Here is a 15,450-nt window from a genome sequence, read left to right as displayed (position 1 = left end):
CAGGCACTATTAAAGCGCCTACCGTGCCCCGCGGTGCAAGCGTTGCACAGAAATAAGGCACAGGGAGGGAAAATTTGTGAACGAGCTGGCGGACTGTCGAGGGGGCTGAGGCAGATCGTGATCATCTGTGGCAGCGAATTCATTTACGACAGCGGGACTACTGAAATCAGTTACGTCTAATGGGGTGCTTTCGCGAATGAATTTGCTGCCACTTAAGAGTGTTTAGGGAAAACAGCGTGGTTACTCAAGCGGGTAGCGCGTGAATACTCAACAATCAGTAGCTGTAGTGAACAGCTATTGAATCTTCACCAGCGGGAGTTCCCTGATTTTGTCCGCCACTCACCAAATGCTTGATAGTGATTCTCGCAAATCTGTCAAAACCATGGTGATTAAAAGCCTCAGTCGAGCCTGAAGAGTTCTTGGAAATTTCTTCGCACTGGTCGTAACCAGCTCTACCTGCCCGGGTGTAACATATCTGAACGTGCTCACCTGTATTATTCGGATAGTAGGTACTAGTCCAATGTATGCTCTCCAAGCTTTTCGGCAAATAACGTTGACTTCTGGGAAAATCCACAGTCATCATCGTAAACTGCGACAGACCAACGCCAGCTTTGGCGACCACAATCCGGTCAGGCACTTTAGACTTTGTAATGACATCCTCTGCTGCGAACGTATTGGCTGACAAAGTCAAAAGTGTAACCACTATAATTTTCTTCACGAGTCATTCCTTGAGTGTTGTGCTTAATACCCCAAGCTTACTCAACCGTCCAGGCCGCGCGACATACATATATATTAAATAAAAAACCAATCAGAGGCATCGCTGCGCTCAATACGGCGCGATTAAGTGATTCGCGCCGTTGTAAGCCGAGGATCGGTGCGAGCCCTACATTTCTCCAAGCCGATCCCATAGACTGCCAAGCCAACCCGGCTCTCTTGGGTAAAGATCATTGCCGGGCCATTCGCGTAATATCTCCAGCCCCGCCCTGGTCCTCACAAGCTCCAGATGGGGTCGAACTGTTTTATCGTCCCCCTCTCCCGAATCCCCCCTCAGTGCTCGACCTTTCTCTGTCAGACGCAAAACTCCCCCCTCACTGACGACATATTGAACGAAATTCGCCATCCTGACCGTACTCGAGGTCGTCATTACGTAGTACCCCTCCCCTGGCCTGGGCACATAGCTAGAGAACGTGCTCTCCACAGGAGCTGCTGTATTAGATTCATCAGAGAACTTCGTCACGACATGTTCCATGAATTCAAAATAACCCAAGTTCACCAACGCGCCAGAGGCTGGAGTCAGCGCATATCGTAAGAAATCCGGATCGAGCCGTGTGCTATTGATCGCGGAGCCATTCAATATACGCGACGCGACAACTGCATCTTCTTCTGGAAAAGCAACCGTCAACTTCCAACCCTGGAGATCGTAATTGCACTTGTTAAAATCCGACTTGAAATGCCCATACATCCGATAATGCCCAAGAGAACGAGCGACCCCATCAACATATTCCATGTCAACATCCTCACCTTGAGCATAAGCATAGATATCAGAAATCAGCCCGCGATCTTCTTTCGTGAGGTACTCACATTCGTTACGGGCTAGGTCCCCAAATTTTAAACCTTTCGACGCATCGGCGATGGCGGGCTCACGTACTCCGAACAAACGCTCCACCATTAAATCGCGGCCCACCTTATTTGCTTGAGTAGCAGCTACATCAACTTGCGATAGTGGGACAACTTTCGGATGCTCGCTCAACCTCGATACTTGAGTAAAGGCCAGCTCGGGAAGTGATTGTTGAATAACCTCCAGAGGGTTCGCTGCGCCCATTTCTCTCAGCGACATCTTGCTGCCCGAATAGAGCTCAAGCTTCTGCTGCAAATCGACAGCATAGCTAATTGGGTACTGGCTTTGCTCAATGGGTGCCAGTGACTTGAAATGAGTAAGGGCTTCATTAAAAAAGCCGGTCATCTTTCCGGTGGCGTCGTACTCAAGCAGCGCGTGCTGGGTCGCAGTCTGCCGCCAGAGCTGTTCCTGACTGGATAACTCTTGCAGGGCCGCGACACGCTCTGCGACGGGAAAATCACCACCTTCGTCATACGCAATCAAAGCCAACTGATCTCGGGGCATCCCTTGAAAAGGGCTGGCAAACGTATTGGCTTGGTTAACTTGATGAGTACCGCCCAACAGCTCGTCGAGCAATTGCGACGCCTTTTGCCCAAGCGCCTGCGGGTCGAGCGAGGCATCCCTGGTCTGGGCACGCGAAGCAGCCGCGCTAATCTGACGAGCGAGGACTGAAACCGAGCTGTCGGTGCTGGTCTGATGAGTCACCTCGTCAGCAACTATGTTTGCTATGGCTGAGGGCCTGCTGTCCAGAGTTGAGATGAAACCCTGAGTTCTCACTGAATTGTTATTGATAATGAGCACCGCGATCTCCCTGACTTAGGCGGCTAGCAACGCTAGCGCTTCTGTTGAAGAAACCGAGGATAGGCTCAGGCCGCCCCAATGGATGTAGGACTAACTCTGTCGTCGCGTGGGAAGAGTCTTGTTTTGCTTTCAGTGTGCGTCAAGCGGGTTGCTATCTGGAGGAAACCCAGATCGAAAGGCAACTTCTGACGGCGCGGCGGCGCGCGGCATCAGTTCCATACAAAGCTCATTACCCATAACTTGCAGATAGTTACGCAGGCGGACAATTGAGGCCCCCCCCTTAAACCGCTCGTTCGTAGCGGTAATGCGTGACGTCGTGCAAGGCAATGTGATCGACACGGCGTGCCTCCTGCGAGCCTGGACGGTAATGGAACCGCGCAAGACTTATGCCATCCGGCAAAGTCTAGCGCATGCGGCGTAGATACTGCCCGCTCAGCACAGCACAGCACAGCACAGCACAGCACAGCACAGCACAGCACAGCACAGCACCATAGTCACGCCAGCTTCCGCGCATGGTGCAAGGGTCGCACGGAAATGAGGCGAAAAGTCAGAACTATGGCGATTTGGGAATTCAACGGCTACTTGAGTGCTTCCAATTTGTAGAAAAAAAGCATTAGCCGCAACCCAACCACCCCCATGACAACTATAAAGGCGTATAGAGATATAGCGAACCAATATACGCCTGGCTGGGTAACCACAGAGTAGCGTTGAACCGGGCCACCTCTCCCCCCCAAGAGGACAACACCACTCATCAGGCTGTCATAGATCGAATAACCCAAGAGCCCTATCAGCGCCAATACCAACACCGCGGCTATCGGGTAGGTCACTTTGTTTTTTGCTTGCCTTCGTCGGACAGCGGCCTTTTCTGCCTGATCCCTAAGTCTATTAGTGATAGCAGTTTCTCGCTTTGAGGTTTTATTCTGGCGCTTTGCGAGCGAGCTTACTCCGAGGACAATTCTAGCCGACTCACCGCCATCCCTGTGCGCGGAAGCACGCTGGTGCCGAAAATCTCTAAAATCTCTGCAGAACTGTCTATGCCGGTTACTGTTGAAAGAAAGCAAGCCCAGTAACGGAAAAAAAACGGCAAGCGCATACACTAGCGGGTTCGGCTGATACCCAATAGCAGGTACAACGACCAGAAGGCAAAATATCAAAATCCCTATTGAAACCCTCAGCCATAGAACGCTACCCGTCGTGATCATGAAATTACAGTGAAACACTGTAGCCACCCACAAAAAACACAACGCAGTCAGACAGCGCTCCATTTTCAAGATCGGGTACCCTAGCCTATAGAAACTCGCCACAACCCATAAAGAAAAACCTACCGACAGACAGGAAACCACGATATTGTAAGCGCATAACGGAAAGTAACTACGACGATGCGCCTCCACCTCAAAATAATCACTCACCCGTAAACTCCTGATAAATGCCAACGGCTACAGCGCGCAAAATGCCAGACATCATACTCCCGACCATATCAGGGATAGTGCTTAGGCAATCGGCTATTTGTATGTTCGTACTGTGTTTAATTTGAACCGGGGTGAATCGCTTGGGCAACTCACCCGCCGCCTGCCTAAGTTTCAGCAATTTAGGTGTGATTCGTGGATCCTTGATGAGCAACAACTCTTTTGTTAAGTTACGACGCTCTTGCCTGTTCAAGCTACTCAAAGCCTGTCGGGTACTTCGCCCAGTCGATGATTTCGTCAACCCGATCAGTTTAAATGTCACGCCAGTTGTGACAGCCACTCCTACGAGAGAGACAGCATCCAAAACGTATTGGGCAGCCTCATACCATGCCTGACTATTCAGGTCATCTTTATATAGAGGATCGCGCACTTCAAGATGTGTTTTGTAAGCACCATTGAAGCACTGGGCGGTCGTGGCAAGCCCTGCCGCAAGCCCAATATAAGCCACGACGATACTGGCTCCGGCACTGAATGGAATAAGCACCATACCCGTAGTTCCTATAACACTCCAACTAATAATTGCCCCTGTACAGGCTACTACCATTCCCGCAACCTCGGCCACCAGCTCGGACTCCCGTGGTTGCATCTCCAGTGTTCTTGCGAACTCATAACCCCCTAAATATCTAGGAGACTCTCGCAGAATTACCCTCTTCACCGCCACACTGCAAATCGGTTGAAACTCTCTGAGCGTTACGACATTGAACTCACTGTCGATATAAACCACACCTGCCCCGACAATCGCTGGGTCCCCATCAATAACGCGAAACAGCTTCTTGAGGTCTACCGCGTTTTCAATACGATCCCTTGCCAAGCTTCGTGCAACGGAAAATCCATCCCGAAGTTGTGTGAAACTCATTCCTTTAGCCTCTGCGCCTTATCAGAAGGAACGAGAATAGGCAGTCATCATTGGCAGATATGTAGGAACTTTTACTTTGTCTTGTATGAACGCTCCCGTTCAGCGCTCATCCTCTTGCTATCAGTTTTGTAGTAAGAAAAAGTGCGCATCGACAATTCGTCGGCCGTTGTTTTCAAGGGAGTGTTCATGGCTATTGATATGTTTTGGAAATTGGGCGATATCAAGGGTGAATCCAGGGATAGCATGCACAAGGAAGAGATCGATATTCAAACGTTTCAATGGGGCATGTCGCAATCCGGTTCGATGCATCAGGGCGGTGGTGGCGGCGCAGGCAAGGTCAGCATCGGCAACCTGAGTCTTTCCAAATCGCTGGATAAGTCTTCCCCAAATCTGATGATGGCATGTTCAAGCGGCAAACATTATCAGGAGGCCACGCTCACTGTGCGCAAGGCCGGTGGCAGCGTTCCTGTGGAATATATGATCATCACACTCAAGGAAGTCATGATCGCCTCTTATCAGACAGATGCAGGCAATAGCGACGAATCCGTGAAAGAAAATATCGCCCTGAACTTCGCCACAGTCGAAGTCAGCTACCAACCGCAAAAAGCTGACGGCAGCAAAGAAGGCGGCCCGGTCAAATACGGCTGGAATATCCGTGAAAACGTGAAAATCTAAAAGCAAAACGCCAGCTCGTAAGCTGGCGTTTTCTTCGCTACAACTCCATCAGCGCGGAACAACCGGTTTACGCTTCGGCGGCTTGGGGCCTTTGCCTTTCGCAGCATCCATCCGCTCTTTAGCGGCCTGCCTGTTGCGCGCCTCGGCGGCGGCCTTGGCTTGCTCGCGTTTGTCCCAGGGTTTGCTGCCATCGCTGCCCCGAGGTGGCAAACCGGTGTGCTGGGTGAGGATCCGCGTAGTTTCCTTGGCGACCTTGTGGCTGCCAGCGGGTGTCGAGTTTTTACGTCGGGCGCTCTGGTAGCTGTCGGTGGTGGGTTGATGTAGCGGGATCAGTTGATCCTTACCCGAACCGATAAGGTCGGCGCGGCCCATACGGGTCAGTGCCTCACGCAGCATTGGCCAGCCTTTCGGGTCGTGATAGCGCAGGAACGCCTTGTGCAGACGGCGTTGCTCTTCGCTTTTCACGATGGTCACCGCATCGCTCTTGTAGGTGACCTTGCGCAGCGGGTTTTTACCCGAGTGGTACATGGCGGTCGCAGTAGCCATCGGCGACGGATAGAACGCCTGCACCTGATCGGCGCGGAAACCGTTGCCCTTGAGCCACAACGCCAGGTTCATCATGTCTTCATCGGTAGTGCCTGGGTGGGCCGCGATGAAGTACGGAATCAGGTACTGCTCTTTGCCCGCTTCCTTGGAATACTTCTCGAACATGCGCTTGAACTTGTCATAGCTGCCAATGCCCGGTTTCATCATCTGGTTGAGCGGACCTTCCTCGGTGTGTTCCGGGGCGATCTTCAGGTAACCACCCACATGGTGGGTCACCAGCTCTTTAACGTATTCCGGTGACTCGACCGCGAGGTCATAGCGCAAGCCGGAAGCAATCAGAATTTTCTTCACGCCCGGCAAAGCACGAGCACTGCGATACAGCTGAATCAACGAAGAGTGATCGGTGTTCAGGTTCGGGCAGATACCCGGGAACACGCAGGACGGCTTGCGGCACGCGGATTCGATTTCCGGGCTCTTGCAGGCAATGCGGTACATGTTCGCGGTCGGGCCGCCGAGGTCCGAAATCACCCCGGTGAAACCTGGCACCTTGTCACGAATCTCTTCGATCTCGCGAATGATCGATTCTTCGGAGCGGTTCTGAATGATCCGGCCTTCATGCTCGGTGATCGAGCAGAAGGTACAGCCACCGAAACAGCCACGCATGATGTTTACGGAGAAGCGAATCATGTCGTAGGCCGGAATCTTTTCCTTGCCGTACGCAGGATGCGGAATACGTGCGTAGGGCATGCCGAACACGTAGTCCATTTCTTCAGTGGTCATGGGAATCGGTGGCGGGTTGAACCAGACGTCGACTTCGCCGTGCTTCTGAACCAGCGCACGGGCATTACCCGGGTTGGTTTCCAGGTGCAGTACGCGGTTGGCGTGGGCGTAAAGAACCGCGTCACCACGAACCTTTTCTACCGATGGCAAACGGATGACCGTTTTGTCACGGGTCATGCGCGGGCTGGCCAGGATCTGTACGACCTTGGCTTCGTTCGGATCTTCAACCGGACCTTTTTCCTGCTCGATGGCGCAGGCTTGAGTGTCCTGGGTGTTCACATACGGGTTGATGATCTTGTCGATTTTGCCCGGACGGTCGATACGGGTGGAGTCCACTTCGTACCAGTCTTTAGGCGTGTCACGACGAATGAACGCAGTGCCGCGCACATCGGTAATGTCTTCGATCTTGTGGCCGTAGGACAGACGCTGCGCCACTTCGACGATTGCCCGCTCGGCGTTGCCATACAGGAGAATGTCGGCGGCGGCGTCGATGAGGATCGAGTTGCGGACCTTGTCCTGCCAGTAATCGTAATGGGCGATGCGGCGCAGCGAGGCTTCGATGCCACCTAGCACGATAGGCACGTGCTTGTAGGCTTCCTTGCAACGCTGGCTGTACACAAGGCTGGCGCGATCCGGACGTTTGCCCGCCATGCCACCTGGCGTGTAGGCATCGTCGGAACGGATTTTCTTGTCCGCGGTGTAGCGGTTGATCATCGAGTCCATGTTGCCTGCAGCGACACCGAAGAACAGGTTCGGCTCGCCGAGCTTCATGAAATCGTCTTTGGACTGCCAGTTCGGCTGGGCAATGATCCCGACGCGGAAGCCCTGAGACTCCAACAGCCGACCGATGATTGCCATGCCAAAAGACGGGTGATCGACGTACGCATCACCGGTCACAATGATGATGTCGCAGGAATCCCAGCCAAGCTGATCCATTTCTTCCCGGCTCATGGGCAGGAAAGGCGCAGGCCCGAAACATTCGGCCCAGTACTTCGGATAGTCAAATAACGGCTTGGCTGCTTGCATGTCGGAACCTACGTTTGCACGTTGGAAAAATCGCGGGCGCGGAATATAGCACAAATTTTGATCAAGTCCGACGGCAATGGTCGGATTAATCTTCAACTGGTACAGATGCGCAACACATCGCAACAACGCCGATAACTATCTACCGACGGACCTGCATGCGCATGCAGTTAGTTTGCCTTTTAGCGCCCGGAACCCTCTCCGAAGCGCACCAGACAAAGGCAATGCCACCATGACACACGCTATAGACACGGCCCTGATGACCAGCGAAACCTGGTCCGACTATCAGGCTCTGGAGCTGATCGAGACTCAACTGGGCGCCTCCCTTGCCCGCTTGACCAACGATCAACGCCAACGCTATCTGAAACTCTGTCGGATAGAACCTCTGGCAAGGCAGGATCTGGCCGAGGCAATCCAGAGCTTCAAGAGCAGCTTTGAAAACGATGCTTATTTCGCACTGGTCCAACTGTTCAGGGCAAGAACCGGCCAAAACCTGGACCTGCACAATACCTGGTTACACACCCGCGTACTTGAAATCCCGCAGCGCAAGGATGCCAAGGACCCTATTGAGTTGCTGAGCACTATGTTCAGCTCACGCACCAAGCGCGCCCTGGCCGACAACGCCCCCCGTGAACACATCATGTCCACAACGTTGTGGCAGGCAGCGAAAGATAATTTCGCCTTTCATCTTTCCAGTCGCCTGCACTCAGGCCTGGACTTCCAGCGCGCCAGTGTCATCAACACGGCCGCCTACGGTTCAGACGCTCATACCGTCGAGAATCTGGGTGTAGCCCAATGTATCGACATCATTCGCGAGTTCGACCTGGCTTCACGCTTGCGCATAGCTCTGGCCAGCCATTTGGCCACCACCCTCAACCCCCTCATCTTTTCTCATCGAAAAGCAGGTTTCGAACTGGATCTGCTGGAAGCAATACGCAGCAACGGAGTCGCCGCCGAAGGCCTGGTGCAGAGCACCCGGTTGATGGAAGCGCTGACAAAAGAAAACGCACTGAAATGGCAGTTTTTCCATGTTTACTTCGGCTGGCAGTTATTACCAACGCCCACCACAGTGCCTTTGCCTTTCTGTGTGTTCTCGCTGCAAGACGGCTCGGGCGTGTTCAGTCATTTCCCGAACCGTCCGCAAGGCGCGTTGAGATATCACCGCAGTGGGACGGATGCCATTACGTCGTTGCGGGAACAGATTTCCGCAGACGCCAAGGCCAACCGAATCGACTGGCTACTGCGCTCCCTGTCGCTCGCCGATCAGGCCACTTTGCTCAGCGAACTCAAAACCACCGCAGTCGATGAAAGCCAACTGAACTGGATGGCGAAACTGCTTTACACGGCGTTCAGCAGTCGCAGCCCTGCCACTGAACGCCTCTATATCCGCGCAGAAATCGGCCAGCCGGAATCCTCCTCGCACTCGCTGCTGACCGTCATGGAAATGCGCCAGAGCCTGACCCTCTTCAACGATATTCATAGCATCGCAACCTCCACAACCAGCAAGGATTGGGAGCAGGTCAAAAAGACCTTGCTGCACATTGGCAGCGAAATCCTTGAAATGCTCACGCTGCCCGCCCCGGGCGGTGTTACCGGGCTCAACCGCCTGATGATGATCGCCAGTCTGGGAACACTGACCTACAACGCAGTCAGTGCCAGCGAAGCACTCGCTCGCGGTCAATCGGCAGACTTTGTCCAGGCGCTCGGCGATATTGCGGAGCTGGTTATCAGCAGTCGCATCCAGATGGTCGGGGCAAAGCTTTCCGCACAACGCACTCAACATTTGATCACCTCCATAGGCAAGCCACGCGCGGTAGAAATGCCCAATGGCAAGCGTCGCCTGTGGTTACCTGACCTGCACGCCTATACAGAACACGCTCCCCGACTGTTGAATGGCTTGAGCGCAAATACCGCGGGCATCTTTGAGACGCAAGGCAAGACTTATGCGCGGATTCAGGTTGATGAGCAGCTCAGGATCGGCGAGCTGGTTTATGACACAGACTTCAAGCAATACCGGCTCAAGCACCCTGACCCGCAGCACTATCAGCCGCTCTTGCGCTATGACCAACGGCGTGGTCATTGGCCGTTAGCCCCTGTAGACATCAGCAACCTGACCAGTACCGAACTGTTGCAAACCATGATGCGCCCGGACATGCCGTCGCTCAGCCGCGAGGATGTGCAGTATTTGCAAACGCTGACACAGGTCGAGCGGCCACAGCTGGAAGCCGCCTGGAACGGTGACGCGCCAATACCCTGGATACTGGAATTCGCCACCCGCGACCTGCAACAACTGCGCGCAGAGGGTCGGCGCGACGCGATAGAGCAGGACACCGCTTCAAAAACACTGGCGTTGCGCCTGCGCTTCAAGCACCTGCCAGAAGCCGCAGCGCGAGAGCTGGTGCGCCAGTACCCGACGCTGAAAAACATCAACCACCATGCAGCGTTGGACGCAGAGCAACGGACCGCCATAGACAAGGCCCAACTGCAAAGCCGCTTGATCCGTGCACTCAATACCCTCAACGACCCCAAAGGTCGAAGCATGGGGGCCGATGCAGAGGCGATTGCCTGCAATCTGCTCAGCGTCCAGCCCGGCTGGCCGACTGATCTGTGCATACAGGTCTACCAAGGTGCCCAGGACTTCAATGGCATGATCGCCAAAACCCATAAACTGCTAGGCACCTACGGCAATGAGTCCGCAGGCAACACCATTATTCTTGCCCGGCTCGACGATCGTTATGCGGGATATGATCAGACTAACGCGCAAATGCTGCAGCCTGGCAGCACTGACTTCCCATTGATATCGACACTGCTGCGCACACTGACTGACGCCCAGCGCGACGATCTGAAGCACCAGTTGAATGACGGCCCCAAACTGACAACGGCCATTCTGAGCCAGGCGCTACTCAACGCGGACATTCTCAGCGACCTGCTACCGGTGCCGACTACTTTCGACCTGAGCACCGATCGCCTCGCGGCGTTTCAGCTTGTGCAGGATTACAGCAGCACCAAAGCCGACAGCGACGGCATCTATTCCGATGAAGGCAAGCTGTACGTGTGCATCGACGGTGATTTCTTCCAGGTAATGCATGATCGTGACGCATCCAGCCCGGGCCGCAAAGTCATGCGCGTTGTCAGGCCTGGCGACCCGGTCGCCAGCGATACTGACAACCGTTACGTATCAAGCCGCGAGGGTCGCAGCGAACCCGTTACCCGCGATGAACAGGGGCTGTGGGTCGGCGCAGTGATCGGGCTGAGTGGCGGCGGCCCAAAAGTCGATCGCCTGAAAGCCATGAGAGAAAAGACCCTGGCAGAGCGACAGCAATACATTGAGAACGAACTTGCCTTGCAACATGTCCTGTCCGAGTTCCACGCGCACTTCAACCAGCCTGCCTCTACCACCTACTTCCTGCTAGCAGGTGACGAATATTTTCAGCTCAAACAAATGACCCACGAAAACCTCCTTGTCCAGGTCTCCCGTCATCGCAAGGCCGCAACGACCGACTTTGAGGATCTGCCGCCCAGCATCCCTTTGAAGCGTGAGGCGCTGATTCACTCAATCATCGAACTTGAAAATGTCGATCAAAGCTACAGCCGTATTTCCGATCTTTATCAGGGCATAAGCACGCTGGAACTGGAAACCATGAAGACCAACAGTGCGGGCGCTGATCTGGATATCGCGATCTATTTCCTGAAGTACAAACCCATGCAGGATGCCAATGCGAACGTTATCTCGTTGATTGATCGTTTCAAGGCACTGGTTCACGACGAAATCGACCGATTACTGATCAAGCTCGATGAGTTTCCGGTCGCACCGGAACCGCAGACCCGGCGCCCACCAAGCCCCGGCAAAGCACGCGCCCCTTCAAAGGCCAAACCCAGCGTCACACCGCCGCCAAGCATGCCGAAAAACCGCATAGAGATAGTCACCCAGAGCAACGCTGTCCTCAGTGGCAAGCCGCGTGGCGACAATCCCAACATCGTAGATATTCTCGACAGTCGCGGACAGCGCAAAGCCACTTACTTGCGCTCCAGTGACGGTCAGTACTGGGTAGAACACCACACAAATCGAGCGTCTTCGCCCTCAGCTACAACAGTTGCCGCTCCAGCCTGGGAATCCTATGGCACTGCAGCGCAGAAACTGATGAGCGAAGCGCAACACGCCGAATCAGTGGCCGACTATCTGGGCCGCAAAAAGAATTCAGCCCCCTCTGCGCCTGAAGGCCTGCTGGAGTACCACGCAAACCGTCTGGAAGAGTTCGCCAAGGAAACTCTGGAAATAGCCCCACAACTGATCAGCGCAGAGGATCGCCAGCAAGCACTGGACAGGACCAAAGCCTTACGCGACAAAGCGCTGTATCTCAGGCAAAAAGGTCGAACCCTGCGCGTTGATTTGATCATCAGCAACAATGCACCGGTCGCCAATGACCTTCAGTATCTGGCGGACTGCAACAACCTGAGCGTGCGTAAAACCCGCAAAGAGCGCCTCCCGCTGGAGCGTGCAGGCTCAAGCAAACAGCATGCACCGCGCGACTACATCGACGAATTCGAGCTGAAGATCAAGGACCGCAATCAGGTCTGGGCTTACGCGCACCTGCATTACGCCGAATTTGCCAGCGATACTGAGGCTTTTAACGCCGCGCACCTGAAACGGCCAGAGCAGCGGTTTCAGGGCGCGCAATTGCAGATTCAGGAAGCTCAGGCAGGCCGCCGTTATGAAATCCATCGGGGGGCGCTGGAGAAGGCTCAGGTGCAGAACATTCTTCTGTCAGAGCGATTCGCTTGAGCTAAGGCTTACTCGTCTTCGAAGTTATAACTACCCGGTGCGAGGTTTTCAAAGCGCGTGTACTTGCCAATGAACGCAAGCCGGGTGGTACCAATAGGCCCGTTCCGCTGCTTGCCGATGATGATTTCAGCGATGCCTTTATGCTCGGTTTCCGGGTGATACACCTCGTCCCGGTAAACAAACATGATCACGTCAGCATCCTGCTCGATCGCTCCGGATTCCCGCAAGTCGGAGTTGATCGGGCGCTTGTTCGGACGTTGCTCCAAAGATCGGTTGAGCTGCGACAGGGCAACCACCGGGCAGTTGAATTCCTTGGCGAGGGCTTTCAACGAGCGAGAAATCTCGGAAATCTCGTTGGTCCGGTTATCACCGCCTGAACCGGGGATCTGCATCAACTGCAGGTAGTCGATCATGATCAGGGCAATGTCGCCGTGTTCACGTACCAGACGCCGTGTCCGGGCGCGCATCTCCGACGGACTGATACCGGCCGTATCGTCGATGAACAGCTTGCGCTCGTTGAGCAGATTGACCGCAGAAGTCAGGCGTGGCCAATCATCGTCTTCCAGGCGACCGGCACGGACTTTGGTCTGGTCGATTCGGCCCAACGAAGACAGCATACGCATGATCAGCGATTCACCTGGCATCTCAAGCGAGTAAACCAGCACCGCCTTGTCGCTGCGTAAAACGGCGTTTTCCACCAGGTTCATGGCGAAAGTGGTTTTACCCATGGACGGACGACCGGCGACGATGATCAAGTCGGACGGTTGCAGGCCGCTGGTCTTCTCATCCAGGTCGGTATAACCGGTAGACAGGCCGGTAATCGCGTTGTCAGTGTTGAACAGGGTATCGATACGGTCGATGGCCTTGGTCAACAGGTCGGTCACGCTAACCGGGCCACCGGTCTTTGGACGCGCTTCGGCAATCTGGAAAATCTGCCGCTCGGCTTCGTCGAGGATTTCAGCAGCATTGCGCCCTTCCGGGTTAAACGCGCTGTCGGCGATTTCCGTGCTGATGCCGATCAATTGACGCAGCGTCGCCCGCTCACGGACGATTTGCGCGTAGGCCTTGATGTTGGCAACGGACGGAATGTTTTTCGCCAGTTCGCTGAGATAGCCCAGGCCGCCAACCTGCGAGGTCTGGCCTTCTTTTTCCAGCTGCTCGGCCAGCGTAACCACGTCGATGGGCTGGTTCTGGTCAGCCAGACGGGCGATGGCGCGAAAAATCAAACGGTGGTCATGTCGATAGAAATCGCCATCCGACACCTGATCGAGCACGCGCTCCCAGGCGTTGTTGTCCAGCATCAGACCACCGAGCACGGCCTGTTCAGCCTCGATGGAATGCGGCGGCACCTTCAGCGCGGCGGTTTGCAGATCATATTGCTCAGGGGCGGAGATATCGTTCATGACCACTCAGAATCAGGGGTTGTGAAAAATCAGGGTTTGTAAAAACCAAGGGTACAGAAAGACAAAGGGCACGACCTGTAAACAGGATCGTGCCCGATGTTAATCCTCTAGCGAGCAAGTCGCCAGACGATTACGTACTGCTTAAGCAGCCACCACAACAACGCGAACGGTTGCTTCTACGTCGCTGTGCAGGTGCACGGCTACGTCGAATTCGCCAACGTTACGGATGGTGCCGTTCGGCAGACGAACTTCGCTTTTTGCAACTTCAACGCCAGAGGCGGTCAGTGCATCAGCGATGTCGTGGGTGCCGATCGAACCGAACAGCTTGCCTTCGTCACCAGCAGTGGCAGTGATAGTCACTTCCAGCTCAGCCAGTTGGGCAGCGCGAGTTTCGGCAGAAGCTTTTTTGTCTGCAGCCAGTTTTTCCAGCTCGGCACGACGCTCTTCGAACGCAGCAATGTTAGCAGCGGTCGCAGCGGTAGCTTTGCCGTAAGGCAGCAGGTAGTTACGACCGTAACCGGCCTTAACATTTACTTTGTCGCCCAGGTTGCCCAGGTTCGCGACTTTTTCCAGAAGGATCAGTTGCATGTGAAAATCCTCTTAACTTTTAACCTTCACCGTTCGCGCTATCGGAGTCTTTCGATCCCAGACGACCGCGAAAATCAATCAGGCTGTCGACAATGGCAATAACCACGAGCAACGGACCTATCAGGTGCATGAATGGCACCAGCGTGACGTACATCCCCACCAGCCAGAAACTGGCCAGTTTTTTCTGCGCCACCAGCCCGTGAATCAGGGCTAGCCCGGCGAAGGCCAACGGTATGCTCAACAACGGCAACAAGATCAACATATGTACGCCAAGCATCGGCCCTACAAACATCGCTGCCAGCAACGATAACGCCAGTCCTTTCGGGATTCTGATCTGACGAAATTCGCGACCAAAACCACCAGGGTTGTACAACAACGCCTGCCAATAGCGCCCAAGAATCAGGCACAACACACTGAAAACCTGAAGCGTAACCGCCATCGAACCGATGATCAGGGGTGGAATCAGTGAAGCGAAGGTAACTCGCTGGTCAGCCGAGAGTTTCTCGTAGACCTCACCGAAAGCCTGAGGCATGAGTTTCTCGAACTCCTGACTCAAACTGTCAACCATGGGACTGAACACCGTTCCAAGGCTCACTGCACACAACAACCCGACTACCACGCTGACCAGCAGCACGCGATTCCAGGTGTGGCCTGCGCGTAAAACCAGCGACAGACCACAAGCCCCAAGCAACACTAAAAGTGCGCCGGGATCTTTCTGGAAGTACCAGCAAACCAACGCTGAAAGCACTCCCACACCAATGACGCCGATGGCGTCCGAACCGCGCCGCAGTAGCACAAGGCTAGCTGCGGCGGCACTCACACAGTACAACAACGGCAATGCCGCAAATCCGGCCACAACCAGCATGGCCTGCAAGCGTCCCCGCATGATGAATTCAGCCAAGGCGCGCATG

9 protein-coding genes are annotated in these 15,450 nt (G+C 54.5%); 2 read left to right on the top strand and 7 right to left on the bottom strand.

The annotated features are described in order from the left end of the window. Positions 1–274 precede the first annotated feature (274 nt). From AO242_RS04060 to AO242_RS04040, 3 genes are all read right to left on the bottom strand, one after another. Complete coding sequence (locus tag AO242_RS04060) at positions 275–718, bottom strand: hypothetical protein (RefSeq protein ID WP_099267782.1); 444 nt, start codon at positions 716–718, stop codon at positions 275–277. 165 nt (positions 719–883) lie between these two features. Then, the gene (locus AO242_RS04055; protein ID WP_099267781.1) at positions 884–2,419 is read right to left on the bottom strand and encodes a hypothetical protein; all 1,536 of its coding nucleotides are present in this window, start codon (positions 2,417–2,419) and stop codon (positions 884–886) included. Positions 2,420–3,820: 1,401 nt separating this feature from the next. Next, on the bottom strand, positions 3,821–4,741 hold the full coding sequence (locus tag AO242_RS04040) for an NAD synthetase (RefSeq protein WP_099267778.1): 921 nt from the start codon (positions 4,739–4,741) through the stop codon (positions 3,821–3,823). A 186-nt stretch (positions 4,742–4,927) separates the two neighbouring features. Between AO242_RS04040 and AO242_RS04035 the strand changes: the two genes are divergently transcribed. Further along, a complete protein-coding gene (locus AO242_RS04035; protein ID WP_099267777.1) occupies positions 4,928–5,416 on the top strand; it encodes an Hcp family type VI secretion system effector in 489 nt (162 codons plus the stop codon). Positions 5,417–5,464: 48 nt separating this feature from the next. Here AO242_RS04035 and AO242_RS04030 read toward each other — a convergent pair whose 3' ends face one another. Next, positions 5,465–7,768 (bottom strand): YgiQ family radical SAM protein, encoded by a 2,304-nt coding sequence (locus tag AO242_RS04030; protein WP_027900432.1) that lies wholly within the window; start codon positions 7,766–7,768, stop codon positions 5,465–5,467. 229 nt (positions 7,769–7,997) lie between these two features. Between AO242_RS04030 and AO242_RS04025 the strand changes: the two genes are divergently transcribed. Next, positions 7,998–12,548 (top strand): hypothetical protein, encoded by a 4,551-nt coding sequence (locus AO242_RS04025; protein ID WP_099267776.1) that lies wholly within the window; start codon positions 7,998–8,000, stop codon positions 12,546–12,548. Positions 12,549–12,556: 8 nt separating this feature from the next. Here AO242_RS04025 and dnaB read toward each other — a convergent pair whose 3' ends face one another. The 3 genes from dnaB to AO242_RS04010 all read right to left on the bottom strand — a co-directional run bounded on the left by dnaB (position 12,557) and on the right by AO242_RS04010 (position 15,449). Then, positions 12,557–13,951: a replicative DNA helicase gene (gene dnaB / locus AO242_RS04020; RefSeq protein ID WP_099267775.1), complete on the bottom strand. Its 1,395-nt coding sequence runs from the start codon at positions 13,949–13,951 to the stop codon at positions 12,557–12,559. Positions 13,952–14,092: 141 nt separating this feature from the next. Continuing rightward, complete coding sequence (gene rplI, locus AO242_RS04015; RefSeq protein WP_020293665.1) at positions 14,093–14,539, bottom strand: 50S ribosomal protein L9; 447 nt, start codon at positions 14,537–14,539, stop codon at positions 14,093–14,095. A gap of 19 nt (positions 14,540–14,558) precedes the next feature. After that, positions 14,559–15,449 (bottom strand): hypothetical protein, encoded by an 891-nt coding sequence (locus tag AO242_RS04010; RefSeq protein ID WP_099267774.1) that lies wholly within the window; start codon positions 15,447–15,449, stop codon positions 14,559–14,561. Position 15,450 lies beyond the last annotated feature (1 nt).

This window comes from Pseudomonas sp. ICMP 561 (assembly GCF_002699985.1).
Classification (GTDB): Bacteria; Pseudomonadota; Gammaproteobacteria; order Pseudomonadales; family Pseudomonadaceae; genus Aquipseudomonas; species Aquipseudomonas quasicaspiana.
Note: the sequence above shows the minus strand (reverse complement) of the source record. Positions and strands in the feature narration are given on the sequence as shown.

Bases quoted from the DNA above. Each gene is read 5' to 3' on its own strand.
- AO242_RS04040 (WP_099267778.1), bottom strand. From the start codon at position 4,741: ATGAGTTTCACACAACTTCGGGATGGATTTTCCGTTGCACGAAGCTTG.
- AO242_RS04035 (WP_099267777.1), top strand. From the start codon at position 4,928: ATGGCTATTGATATGTTTTGGAAATTGGGCGATATCAAGGGTGAATCC.
- AO242_RS04030 (WP_027900432.1), bottom strand. From the start codon at position 7,768: ATGCAAGCAGCCAAGCCGTTATTTGACTATCCGAAGTACTGGGCCGAA.
- AO242_RS04025 (WP_099267776.1), top strand. From the start codon at position 7,998: ATGACACACGCTATAGACACGGCCCTGATGACCAGCGAAACCTGGTCC.
- dnaB (WP_099267775.1), bottom strand. From the start codon at position 13,951: ATGAACGATATCTCCGCCCCTGAGCAATATGATCTGCAAACCGCCGCG.
- rplI (WP_020293665.1), bottom strand. From the start codon at position 14,539: ATGCAACTGATCCTTCTGGAAAAAGTCGCGAACCTGGGCAACCTGGGC.
- AO242_RS04010 (WP_099267774.1), bottom strand. From the start codon at position 15,449: ATGCGCGCCTTGGCTGAATTCATCATGCGGGGACGCTTGCAGGCCATG.